The organism is Rhodococcus sp. NPDC004095 (assembly GCF_053604015.1).
The window spans coordinates 335778-356445 of record NZ_JBSGGS010000004.1 but is presented as its reverse complement, the minus strand read 5'-3'; the positions used below and the strand labels follow the sequence as shown (position 1 = coordinate 356445).

Sequence of the window (20668 nt, the reverse complement as noted above, 5' to 3'; positions counted from 1 at the left end):
AAGGGCGACCGTAGGACCTCAAGTGAACTTCAGGTCAAGGCGGGGAGGTCAGGGGCATCGGGCGGGTGCGTCCTCCGAGAAGGGTTCGTCGTCCGGCAACAGGTAGGTCACCAGCAGGACAACCGGGTCCGGTCCGAGGTTGAGTCCGACGTGGTCGTCTCCGGGGTCCTCGGTGACCCAGGATCCCGCGGGTGAGCTGATCCGTGAGCAGTCGGCGAGGACCCGGGTGAGGGTGCCCGCGACGACGAGGCCCTGGACGTGGCCGTCGTGGTGGTGCCAACCGGTGCTGCCTCCGGGGTCGATGACGATCCGTCGCAGGGTGCCCTCCGTCTCGTCCGGGACCGGCGGGTGTCCGGGCGGAGGTGGCGGCAGGAGCGTCGGCGCGAGTTCGAGTTCCGCGAGCGTCTCCGCGGTGACGCCTTGCGCGGCTGTGGCCTGGGCGGGCGCGGCGAGGGCCAGAGCGGTGGTGGTCGTCAGGGCGACGGTGGCTGCCAGACGGGGGAGAGTGCGCATGACGGTCGGTCCGTTCGGTGATCGAGGTGGTCTTCGGTGCGAATCGTTTCGCTGCGGGATCCCTCGGGGCCGTACGCCGGTGACGTGCCGGTTCGTCGGTCTCGGAACGCGTACTGCCCGTTCATCCTCACGCGACCGGCCGGTCGGTGTCCGGGGAACGCGTGACCCTGAGTGCACGACCTGCGGCGTTGTGTTCACATCTGGAACACGTTCTCGCTAGGCTCCGGGGCATGCGCACCCCTCGACTCGTCGCCCTGTCCGTCCTCGGAGCCGTTGCCGCGGTCGCCGCGGTGGTTCTCGCCGCCGGGCCGGCGGCCGCCGGCCCGGCCGTGTCGGCCGACCCGACGCGCGTCGACACCGAACGGGAAGCGGTCGCCCGCGCCTACATCGACGCTCTGCTCTCCCACGACGCGTCGGCGGTGCGGTTCGCGTCCGGTGCCACCCGCGTCGAGGCGGGTCTCAAGACCGGGTTCAACGGTTCGCAGATGGCCTGGGACCTCGCGCACGGTCCGCAGTACCGGGTCATTCAGGGCATCCGGGACCTGGAGATGAGCGAGCAGGGGGATGTGGTCTCCACTCGCTACCTGCTCGATGCGGGCATCGCCGGGGCGAAGTTGATGACCGTGGAGATCACCGAGACGTTCGAGATCCGGGACGGCAGCATTCATGCCGTCGTCGCGCACATCGCGCCGAAGTTCGGCGCCTGAGCCGCCCCGGATCCGCGCGGGTCACTTGCTGACGAGCTGCGACGCCAGAGCGGTGCCTGCGGCGACGACACCGACCGACGGCCACGCGCCGATCTTCTTCGCCAGCGGATGCGAGGCACCGAACGCGCCCACGTAGGTGGCGACGAGTGCGGCCGTCCGGGCGGGTCCGGAGGTGCGCGCCCAGTACGTCCCGCACACGGATCCGACGACGCCGAGCACCGCGCCGCCGAGTGGGCGGTTGCCGGTCTGCCGGGCGACGGCGTAGCCGCCGACGAGCCCGCCTGCGGCGAGGGCGGATACGGCGGTCTTGTTCAGTGCCATGGAATCTCCTCCTGGGTGGTTGTCCAACTCTGATCCACGGTAGCGCTGTCCCCGATCTGTCAACTTTCCTTGACGTGGCGCGCGTGTCAATTTAGATTGACATCATGTCCGAGGCGACGAATCTGGCGGCAGCGGCGGGCAGCCCCGACCCGAAGGTCGGCCTGCGGGCGGTGCTCGCGCTGCGCCGACTGCTCGAACGGCTCGAGGCGGTGCAGGTGCAGAACGCCCGCGACCAGGGGTGGTCCTGGCAGGCGATCGCCGACTCGCTCGAAGTCAGCAGGCAGGCCGTGCATCAGAAACACAACCGGAGGAAGTGAAATGTTCGAGCGATTCACCGCAGCGGCGCGTTCGGTCGTCGTCCAGGCTCAGGGGGAGGCGAAGGACCTGTCCGCGCCGCGAATCGGGACGGATCACGTTCTTCTCGGAATCCTTGTCGTGGAATCGAACTCGCCGCTCGGGGCGATGTGCGCCGAGGCCGGCCTGACTGCGCCGCAGGTGCGGGCGAGCCTCGCTCGGGGCGCCGAGGACCGGCCGCTCGGGGAGACCGACGCGGAGGCGTTGCGGTCGATCGGGATCGATCTCGACGCGGTCCGTGACAGCGTCGAGGCGAGCTTCGGTGCCGACGCCCTCGACCGCGGCGACGAGGGCGTCGGGCGGCGGGGCTGGTTCGCGCGCCGCACCGGCCGCATCCCGTTCACCTCCGACGCGAAGAAGGCCCTCGAACTCGCCCTGCGGGAGACGTTGGCCCGCAAGGACACCGAGATCGGCACCGAGCACGTACTGCTGGGATTGCTGCGTGGCGCCGACCCCGCGGTCGTCGCGGTGATCGGGCCGCACATCGTGCCGTCCGAACTGCGGCGTCGGGTCGTCGAACTCCTCGATCGGGCCGCCTGACCGGGCCCCGTCGACGATCCGGTCACGCCCCCGGAGAGAGGTGGCGGCGCATCGCGATGCGCGGCCAGGCGTCCAGTCCGTGCGCGGCCTCCTCGGCGCGGACGGCCCGCAGACCGGGGCCGATCTCGGCCTCCGGGATCGGCTCGAAACCCAGCCGCCGGTAGTACGGCGCGTTCCACGGGACGTCGACGAAGGTGGTCAGCGTCAGCCACCGGTCGCCGCGGTCGGTGGCCCACTCGACGACGGCGTCGATCAACGCGGCACCGAGCCGGCGGCCGGCCCAGCGCGGATCGACGGACACCTGCTCGAGGTGGCCCCGCCCGTCGACGACCTCGGCGGTCGCATAGCCGACCGGGCGCTCGGGCCGGTGGTCGCCGGCCGCCGAGGCGGGGGGTGCGGTGGCGACCCAGAGCCGGCCGGCGCGCAGGAACGGCAGGAGATCGGCGACCGTCGGCGGGGCGTCGTCCGCGACCGCGGTCATGCCGAGGGCGCGGAACGGCTCACCGGCGGCGACCTCGATCACGGGCAGCAGGGGCAGGTCGGCGGTGGTGGCGGCTCGAATCACCACCCATGTCTAGCGCGTGTGCCAGCATGGGCGCATGAGCTTTCTGTTGCGTCTGGTGATCAACGCGATCGCGATCTGGCTGGCCTCGGAATGGGTGAACGGTATCGACATCGCCACCAAGGACAACGTCAACCAGGTCCTCGTGGTGCTGTTCATCGCCTTGGTGTTCACCGTGGTGAACGCCTTCGTCAAGCCCATCGTGCAGCTGCTGTCGCTGCCGCTGCTGATCCTCACGCTCGGACTGTTCACCCTGGTGATCAACGCTCTGATGCTGCTGCTGACGTCGTGGATCACCGACTCGACCGGCCTCGGCATCACCGTCGACGGGTTCTGGACGGCCGTCTGGGGCGCGTTGATCATCTCGCTCGTCAACTTCGTGCTCACGGCGGTGTTCCCCAGCGCCAAGCGCTGACCCGAGACAACCCGGTGCGGCGAGAGGTGGCGGACGTCCCGCTCAGCCGATCCAGAGCGCGAGGCCGGTTGCGGCGCCCCACACCAGCATCGCCGCGCCGGTCCCGGCGAGCGCGGGGATCAGCGCGAGGCCCCGGCCGCCGGAGCGGACCGGCGCGTTCGCCTTGACCGCCAGCGGCAGCGCCAGCAGGCCGAGCAGCGCCCACGGGGTGCGGGCGACGAGGACCAGCGTGACGACGAACGGCACCGCAAGCAGCGCCAGGTGCAGGGTGCGGGTGCGGGCGTCGCCGAGCCGCACCGCGAGGGTGAGCTTGCCGGACTCGGTGTCGGTGGGGATGTCGCGCAGGTTGTTCGCCACCAGCACCGCCGACGAGAACGATCCGACCGCGATCGCCGACACCAGGCCAACCCAGTCGACCCGCTCGGCCTGCACGAACTGGGTGCCGAGCACGCCCACGAGCCCGAAGAACACGAACACCGCGATCTCGCCGAAGCCGCTGTAGCCGTATGGCTTCGATCCGCCGGTGTAGTACCAGGCGCCGAGGATGCAGACCGCGCCGACGAGGATCAGCCACCACGCGGACACCAGCGACAACGTCACTCCGGCGACCGCGGCGACACCGAAGCAGGTGAATGCGGCGCCCTTGACCGCGGCCGGCGACGCGAGCTTCGAACCGACCAGGCGCAGCGGGCCGACCCGTTCGTCGTCGGTGCCGCGGATGCCGTCCGAGTAGTCGTTGGCGAAGTTGACGCCGATGATCAGCGCCATCGACACCACCATCGCGAGCACCGCCTTCCACCACACTGCGCCGTCGATCGACGCCGCCGCGCCGGTTCCGACGAGCACCGGCGCGATCGCATTCGGCAGGGTGCGCGGGCGGGCGCCTTCGATCCATTCGGAAACTGAAGCCATTCCCCGATCTTTCACCACGCGGCCGCGGGCCCGCGTAGGTGGCTAGCATTGGCGGCGGTGCAACCCGATTCGAACGACCTCGCCCCGGCCGCGTCCACCGGCGTCGAGGTGGCCTTGCTTGGCGAGGTGGCGACCCGGCGTGGCGGCGCGCTGGTCCCGCTGCCGGGCGCGCGCGCCCGCACGCTCCTGGTCGCGTTGGCGCGGACCCCCGGCCGGGCCCGCAGCGCGCAGGCCCTGATCGAGGACGTGTGGGGCGACGACCCGCCGCGCTCGCCGACGAACGCGCTGCACACCCAGATCTCCCGGCTGCGGGCCGCGTTGCCCGACGGTGTCCTCGAGAGCGGCCCCGCCGGCTATCGGCTGGCCCTGTCCCGGACGCAGGTCGACGTGACGCTGGCCCGCGCACTCGAACAGCGGGCGCAGCAGCAACAGGCCGACGGGGACCCTCTGGCCGCGGTGACGACGGTCCGGCAGGCGCGGGCACTGTGGCGCGGGGACCCGGGCGCGGACCTGCCGGTCGGGGAGCAGGCCGACGAACTCGCCGGCGAGGCCGCGGCGAGGGCCGCGGCGCTGGACGTCGTCGAGCTCACCGCGCTCGTCGCGACGGGCGAACTGCGGCAGGCGCTCCCGCTGGCGCGGGCGGTGGTCGCGCGGGCACCGCTCGACGAGCAGGCCCACGGGCAGCTGATGTTGGTGCTGTCGGGACTGGGGCTGGGCAACGAGGCGCTCGAGGTGTTCGCCGGGCTGCGGGAGCGGCTCGCCGACCGGCTCGGCACCGACCCCTCGCCGAGGCTGGTGGAGCTGAACACGGCGCTGCTCACCGGGACGGCGCCGTTGCCGAAGACCCGGACGATTCCGGCGATCGACGCGGAACCCGCGTCGCTGCGGCCCACCTCGGTCGGGCTGCGGGCCGCGCCGAACACCCTGCTCGGCCGCGACGCGGACCTGGCCGCGGTCGAGGCACTGCTCGGCGCGTCGCGGGTCGTCACCGTGCTCGGTCCGGGCGGCACCGGCAAGACCCGCATCGTGCACGAGGTCGGGCTCCGTGCCGCGCAACGACTTCCGGTTGCCCTGGTCGAGCTGGCGTCGCTGCGCAACGGTGCGGACGTCATCGCGGCGATCAGCGGCACACTCGGTATCGGAGAGGTGGAGCTCGCCCCGGGCACGGCGCTGACCCGCGCCCGGATCCGCGATGCCCGCGACCGCCTGCGGGAAGCGCTGTCGGCGCGTCCGTCGCTGTTGATCCTCGACAACTGCGAACACCTGATCGACGACGTCGCGGAGGTCGTCGCCGACCTGGTGGCGGCGAGCGACCAGCTGACGGTGCTCGCGACCAGTCGGGCGCCGATGGCGATCACCGCGGAGGCCGTGTACCCGCTGCCGCCGCTCGCCGTCGACGAGAGTGGTTCGCCGGCAACGGAACTGTTCCGCTCCCGGGCGCAGGCGGTGCGCCCGTCGGTGCGGCTGGACCCGTCGGCCGTCGCCCGGCTGTGCCGCACGCTGGACGGGCTGCCGCTGGCGATCGAGCTGGCCGCCGCGCGTGTCCGGACGATGAGCGTCGAGGAGATCAACGATCGCCTCTCGGACCGGTTCACGCTGCTGCGGTCCGGTGACCGGACGTCGCCGCAGCGGCACCGCACCCTGCACGCCGTCATCGAGTGGAGCTGGAACCTCCTCGAACCCGACCAGAGGACGGCCCTGCGGAGGCTGTGTCGTTTCCCGGCCGGCTTCACCCTCGAGGCGGCCGTCGCGGTCGCGGAGTGGGGCGAGGTCGTCGACGCGGCGGCCGCGGTCGAGGGGCTGGTCACGCAGTCGATGCTCACGGTCGTCGAGGATCAAGTCGGTCTGCGGTATCTCATGCTCGAAACCGTCCGCGAGTTCGGCGAGGAGCAGTTGGCCCTGGCCGGTGCCGACGAGGACGCCGTCGTCACGCAGCGGACCCTCGGCTGGGCGGAGCGGTTCTGCCGCAGCGCGGTTCGCGGATTCCTGGACGGCGACCAGGCCGCGATCACCCACGCGGCCGACGCCGAGCACGACAACCTGCTCGCGGTGCTGCGCCACGCGGTGGGTGCGGGCAGGTCCACCTCGGCGCTGACGGTGTTCCCGGTGCTCGGCGCGCTGTGGACGTTCCGTGGCACGCACTCCGAGGTGGTCGCGTGGGCGCCGCGAATCCTCGACCTCGACCCGCGCGGTGCGGGGGCGCGGGCGGTCCCGGGCAACCACGTCGCGCTGACCTACGTCCTGCTCGCCGGCGTGATCGCGTTCGGAGGTGTCAGCCGGACCTTGGCGCTCGCGCGGGTACGACTGCGCGAGATAGTCCGGGTGAGAACCGATCTCGATCCGGTGGTTGCGACGGGTGCGGGACTGATGGTGCTCCCCGTGACCGGCCGCGGCGTGCCGCGAACACTGGCCCACGCGGTCCGTCACCCCGACCGTGCGTCCCGCTGCGCGGCACTGCTCGTGCGGGCGAATCTGCGTGAGAACGCCGGCGACCTGTACGGCTCCGGCGTCGACGCCCGGGTGGCGCTCGAACTGGCCGACAGCGCCGGCGAGTCGTGGACGGTGTCGATGGTGTGCCAGCACCTGGGCAGCATCGCCGCCCAGTCGGCCCGCTACGAGGAGGCGGTGCGGTACTACCGCCGGGGCGCCGAGTTGATGCGGGAACTGCATGCCTTCGACGAGTCGGCGGCGACGCACAGCTACATCGCCGCCGCGCTGGTCGGGTTGGGGCGCGTCGACGAGGCGCGGAGCGAACTGGAGTCGGCCGGACCACTGGCCGACCTCGCGGCCGGGACGCAGGCCGACATCCCCGCGGGGGCGGCCAGATCCGATCGGACGCAGGGCGCGGCGGCGATCGCGGCCAGTCGGGCCGAGGTGGACCTGGCGTCCGGTGACCTCGACGCCGGGCTCCGCGGCTACCGGTCGGCGCTGCGGCTGGTCGGGTGGCCGGAGTCCGGGGTCGACGACGATCCGGATCCGTTCGGGCTGATGGTGTTGTCGGCCGTTGTCGACGCCCACGTCCTCGCCGGTCGGGCGACCGAGGCCGGGGATGTGGTCGACTGGTTGACCCCGCGGGTGCTCGACCAGCTCGGTCCCGGCGGGCACCGGGACCATCCGCAGACGGGCGCCGTCGCGTGTGCGGTCGGCAGCCACGACATCGCGACCGGTCACGACAGTGGTCTGCGCCTGCTCGCCCTGGCCACGAGAGTGGCCCCACGGCAGGACTTTCCGTCGATGCGGGTGGCGCGGCACCTGGATCTGGCCCGGGACGTGCTCGGCGGTGACCGCGTCGAGCAGGCGCTCGACGCGGTCACCGGCACGCCTCGTCACCGGGCCCGACTCCTGATCCTCGAGGCGCTTCGCGCCCGTGAGTAGTTCCGGCCCGCATGGGGACCGGAACCACTCACGAGCGTGCAGCGCCTGTCCTACGTCTTGCGCATGTAGGTGCGGACGGCGAGCGGGGCGAAGATCGCGATCACGGCGGCGGCACCGACCAGCGACCACACGACGGGCATGCCTGCGTGGCCGTCGTTCACCAGTTCGCGGACGGCGGTCACCAGGTGCGAGACCGGGTTGACGCTCACGAACGTCTGCATCCAGCCCGGCATGGTGTGGGCGGGCACGAACGCATTGGACATGAAGGTCAGCGGGAACAGGACCAGCATCGAGATGCCCTGCACCGACGAGGCCTTGCTCATGAGCACTCCCATCAGGGCGAAGATCCAGCTGATCGCGAACGCGCACACCATCACCAACAGGCCCGCGGCGACGAGGCCGAGTGCCCCGCCGTCCGGGCGGTAGCCCATCGCGTAGCCCATGGCGAACGTGATGGTGGTGGCGATGGCGTACCGCACCATGTCGGAGATCAGCGCACCGGCGAGCGGGGAGATACGCGCGATGGGAAGGGATTTGAATCGGTCGAAGACCCCCTTGTCCATGTCCTCGCGCAGTTGGGTGCCGGTGACGATGGATGCAGTGATCACCGTCTGCACGAGGATGCCGGGGATGATGATCGGCAGGTACGCGGAGACGTCGCCGGAGATGGCGCCACCGAAGATGTAGGTGAACATGACCGTGAAGATCAGCGGCTGGATCACCACGTCGAACAGTTGCTCGGGATTGTGCTTGAGCTTGAGCAGGCCGCGACGGGCCATCGTGAGCGACTGTGCGACGGTCGCACCGAGGCCGACGGATCGGGCCGCGGGCGGGACGCCGGCCTCGGGGACGCTGGTCCGGGTTGCCACTGCGGTGGTCATGCGATGCTCCGTTCGGTGTCGTCGGCGTCGGCCGTCTGATCGGCGTCGTGGCCGGTGATGGTGAGGAAGACCTCGTCGAGGCTGGGCTTGCTGACGGTGATCTCGTCGACCACGATTCCGTTGTCGCGCAAACGGATCAGCAACTCCGGGGTGATCGAGGTGTCGGTCAGGGGAGCGGTCAGCCGCACCGCTTCGGGGCTGACCGCGACGTCGACTCCCAGCGCGTCGGCGAGCAGGGCGCGCGTCGCCTCGACGTCCGCGCGGTCGACCAGGCTCAGTTGCAGTGACGAGGTCCCGACGGACGCCTTGAGCTCGTCGGCGGTGCCGTCGGCGATCACGCGTCCGTGGTCGATCACCGCGATCCGGTCGGCGAGCTGATCGGCCTCGTCGAGGTACTGGGTGGTCAGCAACACCGTCGAGCCCTCGGCGACCAGTCGCCGGATGGTGTCCCACATCTGCGCGCGGGTGCGCGGGTCGAGTCCGGTGGTCGGTTCGTCGAGGAACAGCAGGGGCGGGTGTGCGATCAGGCTGGCGGCCAGGTCGAGGCGCCGGCGCATGCCGCCGGAGAAGTACTTCAGCGCCTTGCCCGCCGCCTCGGTGAGCGCGAACTCCTCGAGCAGGTCGGCGGTCTTGCGTCGGGCGTCCGCCCGGCTCAGGCCGAGCAGCCGGGAGAAGATCATCAGGTTCTCGGTGGCGGTGAGGTCCTCGTCGACGGACGCGTACTGACCGGTGACGCCCACCAGCGAGCGGACGGCGGTCGGCTCCGCGGCTACGTCGTACCCGAAGATCCGGGCCGTGCCCGCGTCCGGTTTCAGCAGCGTCGCGAGCATCCGGATGGTGGTGGTCTTGCCCGCGCCGTTGGGGCCGAGCACGCCGTACACGGAACCGGTCGGGACGGTCAGGCTGACGCCGTCGACCGCCGTGAAGTCGCCGAAACGCTTGACCAGCCCGTCCGCCTCGATGGCGGGGGGAGTCGACAGGTTCATGCGGAGTCCTTTCGGATCGGTGTTGGTCCCCACCCTCCGATGGCCCGCTTGCGCGCCCCTTGCGTCGCCCTTGCGTCTCGACTCGGGATTCCGCCGGGTTCATCATGAACAGACGTTCATGAACAGGTGTTCATGCTTTTGGTGCGCAGGTCCATGCCGCGCTCCTGCAGGCGATGCGCCGGTACGAGGAGCCGGACGCGGTGCGGCTCGCCGCCTTCGCCGACGTCCCCGCGGCCGTCACCCTTATCAGCGGCGCCTGGCACGACCTGGTGCTGAGGGGACTGCAGGCCGGCGCGGTCCCTCCGGCGGCGGAGCCCGACGACCGGCTGATCGACGCCCTGGTCGCCACCGTGCTCCGCGGCATCGCGCGGCACTGACCGGGACGTCCGGTCAGCGCTCGGGGCGGGTGAAGCGGGCGGCGAGGGCGCGGCGGTCGACCTTGCCCGGCCCGCGCAGCGGCAGCGCGCCAAGCAGGTGCAGCTCGCGGGGCGCGGCGGTCGGGTCGAGGGAGCGAATCACGTGCTCGCGCAACGACTCCAGTGTCGGATTCGAGCCGGGCGTCGGGACCACGGCGGCCGTCACCCGCTGCCCCAGCCGGTCGTCGGGCAGTGCGAACACCGCGACCTCCGCGACCTCCGCGTGGGTGACGAGCGCGGCTTCGACCACCTGTGGGACGACGGTGAGCCCGCCGGTGGAGATGGCCTCGTCCAGCCGGCCGAGGATGCGCAGCACCCCGTCCTCCACGACGCCGGCATCGTCGGTGCGGAACCAGCCCGGCTCGGCGAACGCCGGATGCTCCGGCAGGTTGCGGTAGCCGGACGCCAGCACCGGGCCGCCGAGCAGAACTCGCGAGTCGTCGTCGACGCGAACCCGCACCCCGTCGAGCGCGACGCCGTCGTACACACAGCCGCCGCAGGTCTCGCTCATGCCGTACGTGCGGACCACCGTGATGCCGGCCGCCCGGGCGCGCTCGAGGACCGGCGCCGGGGTGGCGGCACCGCCGAGCATGACGGCGTCCAGATCGGCCAGCGCCGCCGTCGCCTCGGGGTGGTCGAGGGTCTTGACCAGCTGCGTCGGGACGAGGGAGGTGTAGCGCCGAGGTCCGCGCATCGCGGCGACCGCACGGGGCAGCGCGCCGGGGTCGAAGCCGCCCGAGACATCGACGACCGCCGGCTCGTGCCCGGCGAGCAGCCCGCGCAGCAGGACCTGCAGGCCCGCGATGTGGTGGGCGGGCAGCGCAAGCAGCCACGACCCCGGTCCGCCGAGCCGGTCGTGGGTGGCGGTGCCGCTGGACCGCAGCGCCGCCGCCGACAGCTGCGCTCCCTTCGGGACACCGGTGCTGCCCGAGGTCGCCACGACCAGCGCCACCGACCCGTCGATCGGTTCACCCGGGGACAGTGCGCCGGACAGCCGCGCGATCTCGCGGTCGTCGGCGGCGGGGACCGGCAGCAGTGCCGGACCGCCGCCGACGAGGGCGCGCTCGAGCGCGGGGAGAATCTCCGCGACCGCCGGACCGGTCGGGACGGTCAACGTCTGCAGCACGGAACTCACCCGCCCCATGCTGCCAGAACGCTCGGGCCTCGCCGGTCACGCGGGCATGCCTGCAGTGCGGCGGGCAGGTACGGGCGAGGTGGCACCGAGGGCGGCTGCCGGACGCAGGTTGCCGCGCAGGACCCGAGCGGCGGTCACCGGGCGCAGCAGCGCCGTGGGGCGCTCGAGCAGGTTGATCACGCGCAGGAACTGCGCCCCGACATTCGGGTCGGTGGCGGCGGCGCGATGCACCCTGGCCGTGTATGCGTTCGAGATCCGGGTGCGGGTACTGCGCCTGCCCTCGACGCAGGGAATGTTCAGGTCGCTGTCCGACGACGTCGTCCAGGCGTCGTCGAGGAGCCGCCGGATGCGGTGCAGGAAGCGGGGTGCCAGCGCCTCGATTCCCTGACCCAGGCATCGGCGCAGCGCCAGTGCCTGCGCGCCTGCGACGCTCATGCCCTGGCCGTAGACCGGGTTGAAGCAGCAGATCGTGTCCGCGAACGGCAGATAGCGCTCAGGGAGCGGGAGCGCCTCGTAGTGGCGGCGGACCGTTGTCGGGATCCGGTAGCGCACCGGCTCGTCCAAGGGTTCGGCCTCGGCGACGAACCTGCCGAACTCGGGGGCCGGGAGCGTGGCCGCGAAGGCCGCGAAACCGTCCGGGTCGAGAGGCGGTTCGTCGTGGGCGTAGCCGGTGACGGTGGTCACCCAGGCGCCCTCCTCCTGCGCGAGGATCACCCCACCGCGCGGGAGATCCGGGGTCGCGCCCACCGCCACGCCGAGCGCGCCGGCGAGTTGGGCCGGATCGCGCCGGAAGTGGCGAGTGGCGTAGGCGAGGCCGATGCTCAGCCGGTCCTCGGGGGGCCGGGGGCACCCGAACGACTCGAGCCACGGCTGCGTCTGCGAACTGCGGCCCGACGCGTCGAGCACCAGATCGGCGTCCACCGCCACGTACCTGGATGCCTGACGCACGGTGACGCCCGTGACCCGCCTGCCCGATTGGTCACCGGTGAGATCGACCGCAGCGCAGGACTCGGCGACGGAGACGTTCGGCAGCGCGCGCACCCGGTCCCGCAACTGCCACTCGATCAGCGGCCGGCTCGCTCCGACCGCGCGCACGCCCGCGTGGCTCGACAGGTGACGCTGTCCGTCGAGGACCACCCGGAACGTTTCGCCGGCGTCGCCGGTCGGGGCGCCCCTGGAGATCAGGTCCGAGGTGAACCCGGGGAAAAGGTCGTCGAATGCGTCCGCGCCCCGGGCCAGCAGCACGTGTGCGTGCCGCCCCTGTGGCACACACTTGCGCGGGACCGGATCCGTCGGGAGCGCGTCTCGTTCGACAACCGTCACCCGGTGGTAGAACTCGCTGAGCACCCGCGCGGCGACGAGTCCACCGACGCCCGCACCGATCACGACGGCATGGTCACCCTGGATCGTCATGACGATCGCCTCTTTCACACTGGATTGGCTTCAACCCAGCGTCGGCGATCGGGTGCCGCGACGTCACGAGTGGCCGACTACTCGGATCTCCCGGTCAAATCGGGCGGTACGGGTTCTGCTGCTCCTCGTCCCACGGGCCGGCGAGGGGCCAGCCGCCGGCCGCGAGGTGTGCGCGTACCCGCGCGATGTCGGTTTCGAGTGGCATCTCGTCGGTCACCTTCGTGATCAGTACGCCGATGTCGATCCGGTCGACCGGGGACTCCTGGTCGACGAGGGCGTCGGTGACCGTGCGGACCTCGTCGTCGGACAGACGACGGCGCAGCAGGGCGATCAGGGGGACGTAGTCCTGCTCCGGCACGCCGTTGGGATACCCGGCACGCAGCCAGCCGAGAATCGAGGTGAGAAACGGTGGAAGGCTCACTGGGTACCCCCCTCTCCCTAGGGTTCGTCGTCGAGGCCCGCGAGCGGCCATCCCGCGGCGACCAGCACCGATGCCACACGCGTGATGTCCTCGGTGGACGGTTCGGTGTCGGTGACCTGTTCGATCAGTTCGCCGATCTCGTTGCGCGTGATCGTCGGGTCCGGCGCCTTGCCCGCAGCCTCGGCGAGCGCCACCGAGACGTCCTTGATCTGCTCACCGGACATCTGCCGGTACAGCAGGGCCACGAGCGGGACACGGTCCTTCGGCGGCACGCCCTCCGGGTATCCGGCGCGCAACCACTTCAGTACCGACAGCGGGAATGACGCTTTCACGGTGCTCACAAACGTTGCCTCTCGACGCCATGGTCTCCCGACCATGCGGTCTCACGCCAGTGCGGTCGACGCTAGAACAGTTGGATTCCGAACGTGTGATCGAGGAAGTCCGCCATGATGAACAGGATGCCGGTGACGATCGCGATCACCACGATCGCGAAGCATGCCACGGCCGCCGCGGTGGACAGGGGGCTTCTGGTGGTGGTCGCCGGGGCACCCGACTCGTCCACGGTCGTGGTGCCGGATCCGAGCAGGCGCAGTCCGAACGCGAACATGGCGGGCAGCCCGGCGCCGAGCACGAGGCCGACGAGGATCACCTGCCACAGTGATTCGGCGGTTTTCGTCAACAGGTCCATCGGGTGCTTTCCGTCGGTCAGGCCGACACGTTGTCGGCGGGCTTGACGCGTGGGGCCGGCGTGACGGCTGTGGCGTCCGGCAGGACTTCGGTCACGCCGGGCGGGGCGGGAATGTCCTTGACCAGCGCGGCGTCCAGGGCGGTCAGATCTGTGAGCACGACGTCCGTCGTGTCCGGCAGGGACGGGACGGCGGCCTCCGGCTCGACGCGTCCGGTCCACTCCGCGTTGACGTTGCTGTGGTCGACCGGCTGACGGCGCGAACGCAGATACATCAGCGTGGCCAGCGCCAGCAGGATCGCGAAGACCACCAGCACGCCGGGCAGGCCACCGATCAGGTGGGCGATGCCCCAGCAGATCGCGCCTGCCAGTGCGGCGGACGGCAGGGTGATCAGCCACGCGACGCCCATCCGGCCCGCCACGCCCCAGCGCACCTCGGCGCCGCGCCTGCCGATGCCGGTGCCCATGATCGATCCCGTCGCGACGTGGGTGGTCGACAGCGGGAGACCGAGGTGGCTCGAGGTCAGGATGATCGCCGCGGACGACGCCTCCGCTGCCATGCCCTGCGGCGCGGCGATCTCGACCAGGCCCTTGCCCAGGGTCCGGATGACCCGCCAACCGCCGAGATAGGTGCCCAGCGCGATCGCGACCGCACAGCTGAGCTTGACCCAGAACGGCATCGGCGCATCCGCGGTGATGGTGCCGTGCGCGACCAGGGCCAGGAAGATCACGCCCATCGTCTTCTGGGCGTCGTTCGTGCCGTGGGCGAGGGAGACAAGCGACGCCGACCCGACCTGGCCGAGCCGGAAGCCGCGTTCCTTGGTGTCCTCGCGGACGCCGTGGGTGATCCGGTAGATCAGCCAGGTCCCGCAGGCCGCGACCAGACCGGCGACGACGGGGGCCAGCAGTGCGGGCACGATCACCTTGCTCAGCACGCCCGCCCACTCGACGCCGTTCATGCCGATGCCGGCGATCGCGGCGCCGATCAGGCCGCCGAACAGGGCGTGCGAGGAGCTCGACGGGATGCCGAACAACCACGTCAACAGATTCCAGAGGATGCCGCCGACCAAACCGGCGAAGACGATCAGGAGGAGGTCCTCGCCGCCGGTCGAGCTGAGATTCACCACGCCCTTGGCGACGGTGGCGGCGACCTCGACGGAGAGGAACGCACCGACCAGGTTCAGGGTTGCGGACAGTGCCACCGCGACTTTTGGTCGAAGAGCCCCGGTTGCGATGGAGGTGGCCATCGCGTTCCCGGTGTCGTGGAAGCCGTTGGTGAAGTCGAACCCGAGGGCTGTGACGACCACGACGAGAAGAACGATGAGTTCCGCGTTCACAAGCTTCCATCCTCCGTTACGACGGCGTAAAAGTCGAGTCACGAGGCGGCCGTGGGGCGTGCTCTTCGGCACAGGCGCGACAAGCCCTGGCCTGGTCGTTCGATCGGCCTTGCGAGCAGGACACGATCGGGTCACGGGGGTGGGAAGCATCACACGAGTTTCGTCGATGTGGCCGAACTCACGCTCAGGTCTCACTCACCGGGAATGGGCGATTCTGGCGGCTATCCGCTGGCTAGCGTCCCCGCATCGAGTGACGCAGAACACTTCTTTTCCGCGTCTACAGCTCGACCGCGTCAAGAACGGAGACACCGATCGTGAACCCACGCAAGCCCGCGAAGCTCCTCGCGGCCCTCGCACTGTCGGCCGCATTGGTCTCGGCATGCGCCACCGACCGTGGTGGCGACGCCGGCGTGCCGACGTCGGGCGGCGCCGGCGACGCGAAGTCCGCGTCCGCGTCCGACACCAAGTTCGGCACCCTCGCCTCCCCGTGCGGCGCCGGTGACGCGAAGGGCGCCACCGATCAGGGTGTCAGCGACACCGAGATCAAGATCGGGTTCGGCGACGACCGCGGCTACGCGCAGAGCCCCGGCCTGAACAAGGAGATGTCCGACGCCGTCTCCGCGATGATCGACTGGTGCAACGAGCAGGGCGGCATTAACGGCCGCAAGATCGTCGGCACCGACTACGACGCGGCGATGACCAACGCAAACACGGTCATGCAGGAGGCGTGCCGCTCCGAGTTCATGATGGTCGGCCACGGCTTCGCCATGGACCAGACCGCCGAGCAGACCCGCGTGGCCTGCAACATGGCCGCCGTCCCCGGCTTCACCGTCTCCCCGGACGCCGCGAGTGGTCCGATGTCCTATCAGGGCGTGCCGTTCCCGGTGGACTACGCCAACGGTGCCGCCTGGTTCCAGATGGCCCAGATGCACCCCGACCTGCTGAACGACTTCGATCTCGTCGGGTCGACGATGCCGACGATCATCACCTCGCTGGCCAAGACCCGCTCGATGGCCGAGGCCGCCGGCTTCAAGCTCAAGGACTGCGGCGTCACCCTCAACTACCAGGGTGAGCCGAGCTACGTGCCGTTCGCGGAGAAGTACAAGCAGTGCGGCGTCAAGGGCCTGTGGACCTCCCGGTCGCCGGTGCCGAACGAGTTCAACTTCTTCAAGGCGGTGGACCAGGTCGGCATCGACCCCATCATCTTCGGCGAGGCCACCTGGTACGGAAACTCCGCGCAGACCTTCAACAAGGAAAGCGGCATCCTCGACAACCTCAATGCCGACATGACCTTCCAGATGCTCGAGAACGCCGACAAGGTTCCGGCCGTCGCGAAGTACAAGGAGTTGGTCGCGGCGGAGGGCGGCAAGACCGCGCTCCTCGGCATGCAGTCCACCTCCTCGTTCCTGCTGTGGGCCACCGCGGCGAAGGAGTGCGGCTCCGACCTGACCCGCCAGTGCATGGTCACCGAGCTGTCCAAGATCCACGAGTGGGACGGCGGCGGCCTGCACGCGGTGACCGACCCGGGCAAGAACATGCCGGCCAAGTGCGGCCTGATGGTGTCGCTGAAGGGTGACAAGTACACCCAGGTCTTCCCCGAGCAGGCCGCCGAGTTCGAGTGCAACGACAAGTACCTGATCAAGACCGACCCGTCGACCTGGGGCACCGAGCTCGGCCCCGACCGGATCTCCACCAAGTACCTCGGACCGAACGTGATCAAGCCGCAGGTCTGATCGCTGCGGCTCACGGACTCTCACGGGGGCGGTGCGGCGCACGTCGCACCGCCCCCGTTATCCGACCTAGCGTTAAACACCTAGGGCCCCCACCACCAAGGGTTCTCACATGGACACTTTCGTGACATTCACGATCCTGGGCCTCGTGCTCGGTTCCGTGTACGCGATCGCCGCCTCCGGGCTGGTGCTCACCTACAACACCTCCGGCATCTTCAACTTCGCGCACGGCGCACAAGCCATGCTCGGTGCGTTCGTCTACTGGCAGCTGAGCGTTGGCTGGGGGGTGCCGACCCCGCTGGCCCTGCTGATCGTGCTCGGCGTCTTCGGGCCGCTGATGGGCCTGGGCCTGTACTTCCTGATCATGCGGGGGCTGCGGGACACCGCCGAGGTGACCAAGATCGTGGTCACCGTCTCGATCATGCTCGGGATGCTGTTCCTGTCCCAGTGGTTCTGGCACCCGGAGGACCCGCGCACCCTGCGGATGTTCTTCGGTGACGACGCCAAGTTCTCCTTCTTCGGTGCCACGGTGCACGTGCACGAGCTGATCTGCCTGATCGCCGCTGTGGCGATCGCGCTCGGTCTGCGCCTGCTGTTCACCCGCACCCGGATGGGCGCGACCATGCGTGGTGTCGTCGACGACCCGGACCTGCTCCGCCTGAGCGGCCACAATCCCGAACGGATCGCGGGCTTCTCCTGGGCGCTGAGCTCGATGCTCGCGGTGCTCGCCGGCATCCTCATCACCCCGATCAGCGGCGGCACCCTCGAGGCCAACCTGCTGACGCTGCTGGTGATCGACGCCTTCGCAGCCGCCATGTTCGGCCGGCTGCGCAGCATCCCGCGCACGTTCGTCGGCGCGGTCGTGCTCGGCCTGGCCGGCACCTACCTGCTCGGGTACGCGCCCACGACCTGGACGTGGACGTCCAACCTGCGAGTCTCGCTGCCCATGATCGCGCTGTTCGTGGTGCTGATCGTGCTGCCGCAGGATCGCCTGCGCGGCGCCGCCGTCCGCACCCGCGAGCGCTACCACGTGCCGTCGGTGCGCAAGGCCGTCGGCTGGGCCGTCGCGCTCGTGGTGATCGTGTACCTGATCCGTCTGCTGATGGTCGAGTCCGCGGTGACCACCCTGACCATCGGCATCTGCTTCGCGATCATCGCACTGTCACTGACCCTGCTCACCGGATACGCCGGCGAGATGAACCTGGCCCCACTGTCCTTCGGCGCGATCGCCACGATCATCGTGTACCACTTCGGCATCACCGGATCCGGTCTCGCGCAACGGCTCACCATCGTCGGCGTCATCCTCGGCGTGATCGTCGCGGCGCTCGTCGGCGGACTCGTGGCACTACCCGCCCTGCGCCTGCGGGGGCTGTACCTGGCCCTGGCGACCATGGCGTTCGGCGTGTTCCTGTCCAACATGGTGCTGCGCGACACCACCGAGCACGAGCTGTTCGGGCAGAAGTTCTCCATCTTCACCGGTGGCAACCTGGTGATCCCGCCGCTGCAGATCGGACCGCTCGACCTGGGGAACCCGACGACATTCCTGATGACCGTCACCGTGGTGTTCGCGGTGCTCGGCGTCGTGCTGATCGCGCTGCGCAACAGCGGCTACGGCCGCCGGCTCACCGCGATGAAGGACAGCCCCGCCGCGTCGGCGATGCTCGGGCAGAGCCTGGTCAAGCTGAAGCTCAGTGTGTTCGTGCTGTCGGCGGGCATCGCCGGTCTCGGCGGCATCCTGATGTCGTCGGCGATGGGTTCGGTCTCCGGGGAGTCGTTCACGATCATCATCAGCCTGTCGCTGCTCATGCTCACCGTGGTCGCGGGCATCGGTTACGTCAGCGGCGCCTTCTTCGGTGGCGTGATGGCCGGTGTCGGCTTCTCGGTCATCATGGTCTCCTTCAACAACCTGGCGAAGGCCCAGCCCGACCTCGAGGGCCTGTACCTGCTGCTCGGCAACATCGCCGCGGTCAGCCCGGCGCTGATCGGTATCGGTGTGGGACACAACCCGTCGGGCAGTGTGCACCAGGTCGTCGAGGGCTACCGCAAGCTCAAGGATGCCAAGCCGGTGCTGATCGGCGGGGCCGCGGTCGTCGCGGTCGCGTACGTGCTGGCACTGACCGGTGTCCTGGACAACTGGTGGTTTGCCTCGATCACCATCGTCACGGTGTTCGCGCTGCCGGTGATCGGCGAGATGCTCATGCCGACCGAGGTTCTCGGAGCCGAGGAGGCCGCGCGCCGGCGTCCCATCGACCCCGAGACGATCGGCATCGACGAGCCGTACGACGACGAGGTCATCGCACGGGTCGACCGGGAGCTCGGCCTGCCCGCGAGTGTGCGGCCGGCCTCGCCTGTCGCGGCGACCTCCGCGGCAGGCAGGCACGCCAGTGACGGTGCCGCGCCGGCGACCACCACCGGATCCGAGCCCGAGAAGGAGTTGACGACCAATGCCGTCTCCTGATGCGACACCACTGCTCGAAAGCCCGCTCCTCGAAACCCGGGGCGTCACCGTGCGATTCGGTGGTCACGTGGCGGTCAACGACGTCAGCCTCGCCGTGCACGCCGGCTCCGTCACCGGTCTCATCGGCCCCAACGGCGCCGGCAAGACCACCCTGTTCAACACCGTCACCGGTCTGCAGAAGCCGACCGCGGGGCGGGTGCTGATCGACGGGCAGGACGTGACGGGCAAGGCGCCCTACAAGCGGGCCCGGCTCGGGCTGGCCCGCACCTTCCAGCGGCTGGAACTGTTCCTGTCCCTGTCGGTGCGGGACAACCTGCGGGTGGCCGGGGACATCCACGGCACCGGACTGCGGGGGACCGGCGTTCGCGGTCGCCGTGATCTCGCGGCCGAGACCGACCGGCTCCTCGAACTGACCGGGCTGACCGACGTCGCGGACAAGGACGTGTCCGACATCCCGACCGGCCGGGCCCGGGTCGTCGAGGTGGCGCGCGCACTGATGACCGACCCGCGGGTGCTGCTGCTCGACGAGCCCGCATCCGGTCAGACCGAGAAGGAGACCGAGGACTTCGCCGAACTGCTCGTGCGGTTGGCGGGGGAGGGGCTCGGCATCTGCCTCGTCGAGCACGATCTGCCGCTCGTCATGCGGGTGTGCTCGCGGATCCACGTCCTCGACTACGGATCCCTGATCGCCTCGGGGACCCCCGTCGAGGTCCAGAACGACCCGGCGGTCATCGCCGCCTACATCGGAACGGAGGAGGTGGCATGACGGCACCCACCGAGACCGCGGCGGATTCCGTTGCGGTGCAGCCGGAACCGCTGCTCGAACTGGCAGGCGTGCGCGCCGGGTACGGGGCCATCGAGGTGCTGCACGGGGTCGACCTGCAGCTGCACCCCGGCGCCGTCGTCGCGCTCCTCGGCCCGAACGGCGGCGGCAAGACGTCGACGCTGAAGATCTGCTCCGGCATCCTTCCGGTGACCTCCGGCGAGTTCCGGCTCGCCGGCCGGTGCGTCAACGGCGCCGACGCCGCCACCCTGGCCCGGCTCGGGATCTGCACCATCCCCGAGGGGCGGGGCGTGTTCGCCAACCTCACCGTCCGGGAGAACCTCTGGGTGGCCACCGGCACCGGTGCCAGCCTGAAGGACCTCGAAGAGGTTGCCTACGAACGCTTCCCGATTCTCGGCAAGCGGCGTGGCCAGCTCGCCGGATCGATGTCCGGCGGCGAGCAGCAGATGCTGGCGCTCTCCCGTGCGCTCGGCACCGCGCCGACGGTGCTGCTCCTCGACGAACTGTCGATGGGACTGGCGCCCCGTGTCGTGACCGAGATGTACGACATCGTCGGGCAACTCGCGGCCGAGGGACTGTCCATCCTCGTCGCCGAACAGTTCGCCCGGGCCGTCCTGCCGATCGCCACCTCGGCGGCGCTGATCCTGCAGGGCCGGGTGGTCCGGACCGGGAAACCCGCCGACATCGACCGTGAACTTTCAACCAGCTACCTAGGAGGATGAC

At 70.3% G+C, this 20668-nt stretch carries 22 protein-coding genes; 10 read left to right on the top strand and 12 right to left on the bottom strand.

The window, feature by feature from the left end:
• Window positions 1–48: 48 nt before the first annotated feature.
• On the bottom strand, window positions 49–513 hold the full coding sequence (locus tag ACWEPG_RS09980) for a cupin domain-containing protein (RefSeq protein WP_450115418.1): 465 nt from the start codon (window positions 511–513) through the stop codon (window positions 49–51).
• A 230-nt stretch (window positions 514–743) separates the two neighbouring features.
• On the opposite strand from ACWEPG_RS09980, the gene ACWEPG_RS09975 reads away from it, so the two are divergent.
• The gene (locus tag ACWEPG_RS09975) at window positions 744–1220 is read left to right on the top strand and encodes a hypothetical protein (RefSeq protein WP_450115417.1); all 477 of its coding nucleotides are present in this window, start codon (window positions 744–746) and stop codon (window positions 1218–1220) included.
• Between the two features lie 21 nt (window positions 1221–1241).
• On the opposite strand, the gene ACWEPG_RS09970 is transcribed toward ACWEPG_RS09975, so the two are convergent.
• Window positions 1242–1541: a hypothetical protein gene (locus tag ACWEPG_RS09970; RefSeq protein ID WP_450115416.1), complete on the bottom strand. Its 300-nt coding sequence runs from the start codon at window positions 1539–1541 to the stop codon at window positions 1242–1244.
• 104 nt (window positions 1542–1645) lie between these two features.
• Between ACWEPG_RS09970 and ACWEPG_RS09965 the strand changes: the two genes are divergently transcribed.
• Window positions 1646–1858, top strand: a complete 213-nt coding sequence (locus tag ACWEPG_RS09965; protein ID WP_450115415.1) for a helix-turn-helix domain-containing protein — start codon at window positions 1646–1648, stop codon at window positions 1856–1858.
• A 1-nt stretch (window position 1859) separates the two neighbouring features.
• Window positions 1860–2435 carry a Clp protease N-terminal domain-containing protein gene (locus ACWEPG_RS09960; RefSeq protein ID WP_450115414.1) on the top strand — a complete coding sequence of 192 codons (576 nt, stop codon included), beginning with the start codon at window positions 1860–1862 and terminating at the stop codon, window positions 2433–2435.
• A gap of 22 nt (window positions 2436–2457) precedes the next feature.
• Here ACWEPG_RS09960 and ACWEPG_RS09955 read toward each other — a convergent pair whose 3' ends face one another.
• Window positions 2458–3000, bottom strand: a complete 543-nt coding sequence (locus ACWEPG_RS09955; RefSeq protein WP_450115413.1) for a GNAT family N-acetyltransferase — start codon at window positions 2998–3000, stop codon at window positions 2458–2460.
• A 34-nt stretch (window positions 3001–3034) separates the two neighbouring features.
• Here ACWEPG_RS09955 and ACWEPG_RS09950 point away from each other — a divergent pair, with 34 nt between their 5' ends.
• Window positions 3035–3412 carry a phage holin family protein gene (locus tag ACWEPG_RS09950; protein ID WP_450115412.1) on the top strand — a complete coding sequence of 126 codons (378 nt, stop codon included), beginning with the start codon at window positions 3035–3037 and terminating at the stop codon, window positions 3410–3412.
• A 42-nt stretch (window positions 3413–3454) separates the two neighbouring features.
• On the opposite strand, the gene ACWEPG_RS09945 is transcribed toward ACWEPG_RS09950, so the two are convergent.
• The gene (locus tag ACWEPG_RS09945; protein ID WP_450115411.1) at window positions 3455–4324 is read right to left on the bottom strand and encodes a 1,4-dihydroxy-2-naphthoate polyprenyltransferase; all 870 of its coding nucleotides are present in this window, start codon (window positions 4322–4324) and stop codon (window positions 3455–3457) included.
• Between the two features lie 57 nt (window positions 4325–4381).
• On the opposite strand from ACWEPG_RS09945, the gene ACWEPG_RS09940 reads away from it, so the two are divergent.
• Window positions 4382–7699, top strand: coding sequence for a BTAD domain-containing putative transcriptional regulator (locus tag ACWEPG_RS09940; RefSeq protein WP_452594331.1), 3318 nt, complete (start codon window positions 4382–4384; stop codon window positions 7697–7699).
• 50 nt (window positions 7700–7749) lie between these two features.
• On the opposite strand, the gene ACWEPG_RS09935 is transcribed toward ACWEPG_RS09940, so the two are convergent.
• Window positions 7750–8580 carry an ABC transporter permease gene (locus ACWEPG_RS09935; RefSeq protein ID WP_450114390.1) on the bottom strand — a complete coding sequence of 277 codons (831 nt, stop codon included), beginning with the start codon at window positions 8578–8580 and terminating at the stop codon, window positions 7750–7752.
• Window positions 8577–9566: an ATP-binding cassette domain-containing protein gene (locus ACWEPG_RS09930; RefSeq protein WP_450114391.1), complete on the bottom strand. Its 990-nt coding sequence runs from the start codon at window positions 9564–9566 to the stop codon at window positions 8577–8579. The genes ACWEPG_RS09935 and ACWEPG_RS09930 overlap by 4 nt, the downstream gene beginning before the upstream one ends.
• 173 nt (window positions 9567–9739) lie before the next feature.
• Here ACWEPG_RS09930 and ACWEPG_RS09925 point away from each other — a divergent pair, with 173 nt between their 5' ends.
• Window positions 9740–9943 (top strand): hypothetical protein, encoded by a 204-nt coding sequence (locus ACWEPG_RS09925; RefSeq protein WP_450114392.1) that lies wholly within the window; start codon window positions 9740–9742, stop codon window positions 9941–9943.
• A 13-nt stretch (window positions 9944–9956) separates the two neighbouring features.
• Here ACWEPG_RS09925 and menE read toward each other — a convergent pair whose 3' ends face one another.
• The 6 genes from menE to ACWEPG_RS09895 form a co-directional block, all read right to left on the bottom strand.
• Window positions 9957–11126 carry an o-succinylbenzoate--CoA ligase gene (menE, locus tag ACWEPG_RS09920; protein ID WP_452594330.1) on the bottom strand — a complete coding sequence of 390 codons (1170 nt, stop codon included), beginning with the start codon at window positions 11124–11126 and terminating at the stop codon, window positions 9957–9959.
• A gap of 27 nt (window positions 11127–11153) precedes the next feature.
• The gene (locus tag ACWEPG_RS09915; RefSeq protein ID WP_450114394.1) at window positions 11154–12530 is read right to left on the bottom strand and encodes an FAD-dependent oxidoreductase; all 1377 of its coding nucleotides are present in this window, start codon (window positions 12528–12530) and stop codon (window positions 11154–11156) included.
• A 94-nt stretch (window positions 12531–12624) separates the two neighbouring features.
• A complete protein-coding gene (locus ACWEPG_RS09910; protein WP_450114395.1) occupies window positions 12625–12951 on the bottom strand; it encodes a DUF3349 domain-containing protein in 327 nt (108 codons plus the stop codon).
• A gap of 17 nt (window positions 12952–12968) precedes the next feature.
• Window positions 12969–13292, bottom strand: a complete 324-nt coding sequence (locus tag ACWEPG_RS09905) for a DUF3349 domain-containing protein (RefSeq protein ID WP_450114396.1) — start codon at window positions 13290–13292, stop codon at window positions 12969–12971.
• 62 nt (window positions 13293–13354) lie between these two features.
• The gene (locus ACWEPG_RS09900) at window positions 13355–13639 is read right to left on the bottom strand and encodes a hypothetical protein (RefSeq protein WP_450114397.1); all 285 of its coding nucleotides are present in this window, start codon (window positions 13637–13639) and stop codon (window positions 13355–13357) included.
• 17 nt (window positions 13640–13656) lie between these two features.
• Window positions 13657–14973, bottom strand: coding sequence for an anion permease (locus ACWEPG_RS09895; RefSeq protein WP_450114398.1), 1317 nt, complete (start codon window positions 14971–14973; stop codon window positions 13657–13659).
• A gap of 314 nt (window positions 14974–15287) precedes the next feature.
• Between ACWEPG_RS09895 and ACWEPG_RS09890 the strand changes: the two genes are divergently transcribed.
• The 4 genes from ACWEPG_RS09890 to ACWEPG_RS09875 all read left to right on the top strand — a co-directional run bounded on the left by ACWEPG_RS09890 (window position 15288) and on the right by ACWEPG_RS09875 (window position 20667).
• Window positions 15288–16706, top strand: coding sequence for an ABC transporter substrate-binding protein (locus ACWEPG_RS09890; RefSeq protein WP_450114399.1), 1419 nt, complete (start codon window positions 15288–15290; stop codon window positions 16704–16706).
• A gap of 109 nt (window positions 16707–16815) precedes the next feature.
• Window positions 16816–19161, top strand: a complete 2346-nt coding sequence (locus ACWEPG_RS09885; RefSeq protein WP_450114400.1) for an ABC transporter permease — start codon at window positions 16816–16818, stop codon at window positions 19159–19161.
• Window positions 19148–19927 carry an ABC transporter ATP-binding protein gene (locus tag ACWEPG_RS09880; protein ID WP_450114401.1) on the top strand — a complete coding sequence of 260 codons (780 nt, stop codon included), beginning with the start codon at window positions 19148–19150 and terminating at the stop codon, window positions 19925–19927. Before ACWEPG_RS09885 ends, ACWEPG_RS09880 begins: the two co-directional genes overlap by 14 nt.
• Window positions 19924–20667 (top strand): ABC transporter ATP-binding protein, encoded by a 744-nt coding sequence (locus ACWEPG_RS09875; protein ID WP_452594329.1) that lies wholly within the window; start codon window positions 19924–19926, stop codon window positions 20665–20667. Before ACWEPG_RS09880 ends, ACWEPG_RS09875 begins: the two co-directional genes overlap by 4 nt.
• The last annotated feature ends 1 nt before the right edge of the window (window position 20668 follow it).

Coding starts and splice junctions, on each gene's coding strand:
- ACWEPG_RS09980 (WP_450115418.1), bottom strand. CDS start 513: ATGCGCACTCTCCCCCGTCTGGCAGCCACCGTCGCCCTGACGACCACC.
- ACWEPG_RS09975 (WP_450115417.1), top strand. CDS start 744: ATGCGCACCCCTCGACTCGTCGCCCTGTCCGTCCTCGGAGCCGTTGCC.
- ACWEPG_RS09970 (WP_450115416.1), bottom strand. CDS start 1,541: ATGGCACTGAACAAGACCGCCGTATCCGCCCTCGCCGCAGGCGGGCTC.
- ACWEPG_RS09965 (WP_450115415.1), top strand. CDS start 1,646: ATGTCCGAGGCGACGAATCTGGCGGCAGCGGCGGGCAGCCCCGACCCG.
- ACWEPG_RS09960 (WP_450115414.1), top strand. CDS start 1,860: ATGTTCGAGCGATTCACCGCAGCGGCGCGTTCGGTCGTCGTCCAGGCT.
- ACWEPG_RS09950 (WP_450115412.1), top strand. CDS start 3,035: ATGAGCTTTCTGTTGCGTCTGGTGATCAACGCGATCGCGATCTGGCTG.
- ACWEPG_RS09945 (WP_450115411.1), bottom strand. CDS start 4,324: ATGGCTTCAGTTTCCGAATGGATCGAAGGCGCCCGCCCGCGCACCCTG.
- ACWEPG_RS09935 (WP_450114390.1), bottom strand. CDS start 8,580: ATGACCACCGCAGTGGCAACCCGGACCAGCGTCCCCGAGGCCGGCGTC.
- ACWEPG_RS09930 (WP_450114391.1), bottom strand. CDS start 9,566: ATGAACCTGTCGACTCCCCCCGCCATCGAGGCGGACGGGCTGGTCAAG.
- ACWEPG_RS09925 (WP_450114392.1), top strand. CDS start 9,740: ATGCGCCGGTACGAGGAGCCGGACGCGGTGCGGCTCGCCGCCTTCGCC.
- menE (WP_452594330.1), bottom strand. CDS start 11,126: ATGGGGCGGGTGAGTTCCGTGCTGCAGACGTTGACCGTCCCGACCGGT.
- ACWEPG_RS09915 (WP_450114394.1), bottom strand. CDS start 12,530: ATGACGATCCAGGGTGACCATGCCGTCGTGATCGGTGCGGGCGTCGGT.
- ACWEPG_RS09900 (WP_450114397.1), bottom strand. CDS start 13,639: ATGGACCTGTTGACGAAAACCGCCGAATCACTGTGGCAGGTGATCCTC.
- ACWEPG_RS09885 (WP_450114400.1), top strand. CDS start 16,816: ATGGACACTTTCGTGACATTCACGATCCTGGGCCTCGTGCTCGGTTCC.
- ACWEPG_RS09880 (WP_450114401.1), top strand. CDS start 19,148: ATGCCGTCTCCTGATGCGACACCACTGCTCGAAAGCCCGCTCCTCGAA.
- ACWEPG_RS09875 (WP_452594329.1), top strand. CDS start 19,924: ATGACGGCACCCACCGAGACCGCGGCGGATTCCGTTGCGGTGCAGCCG.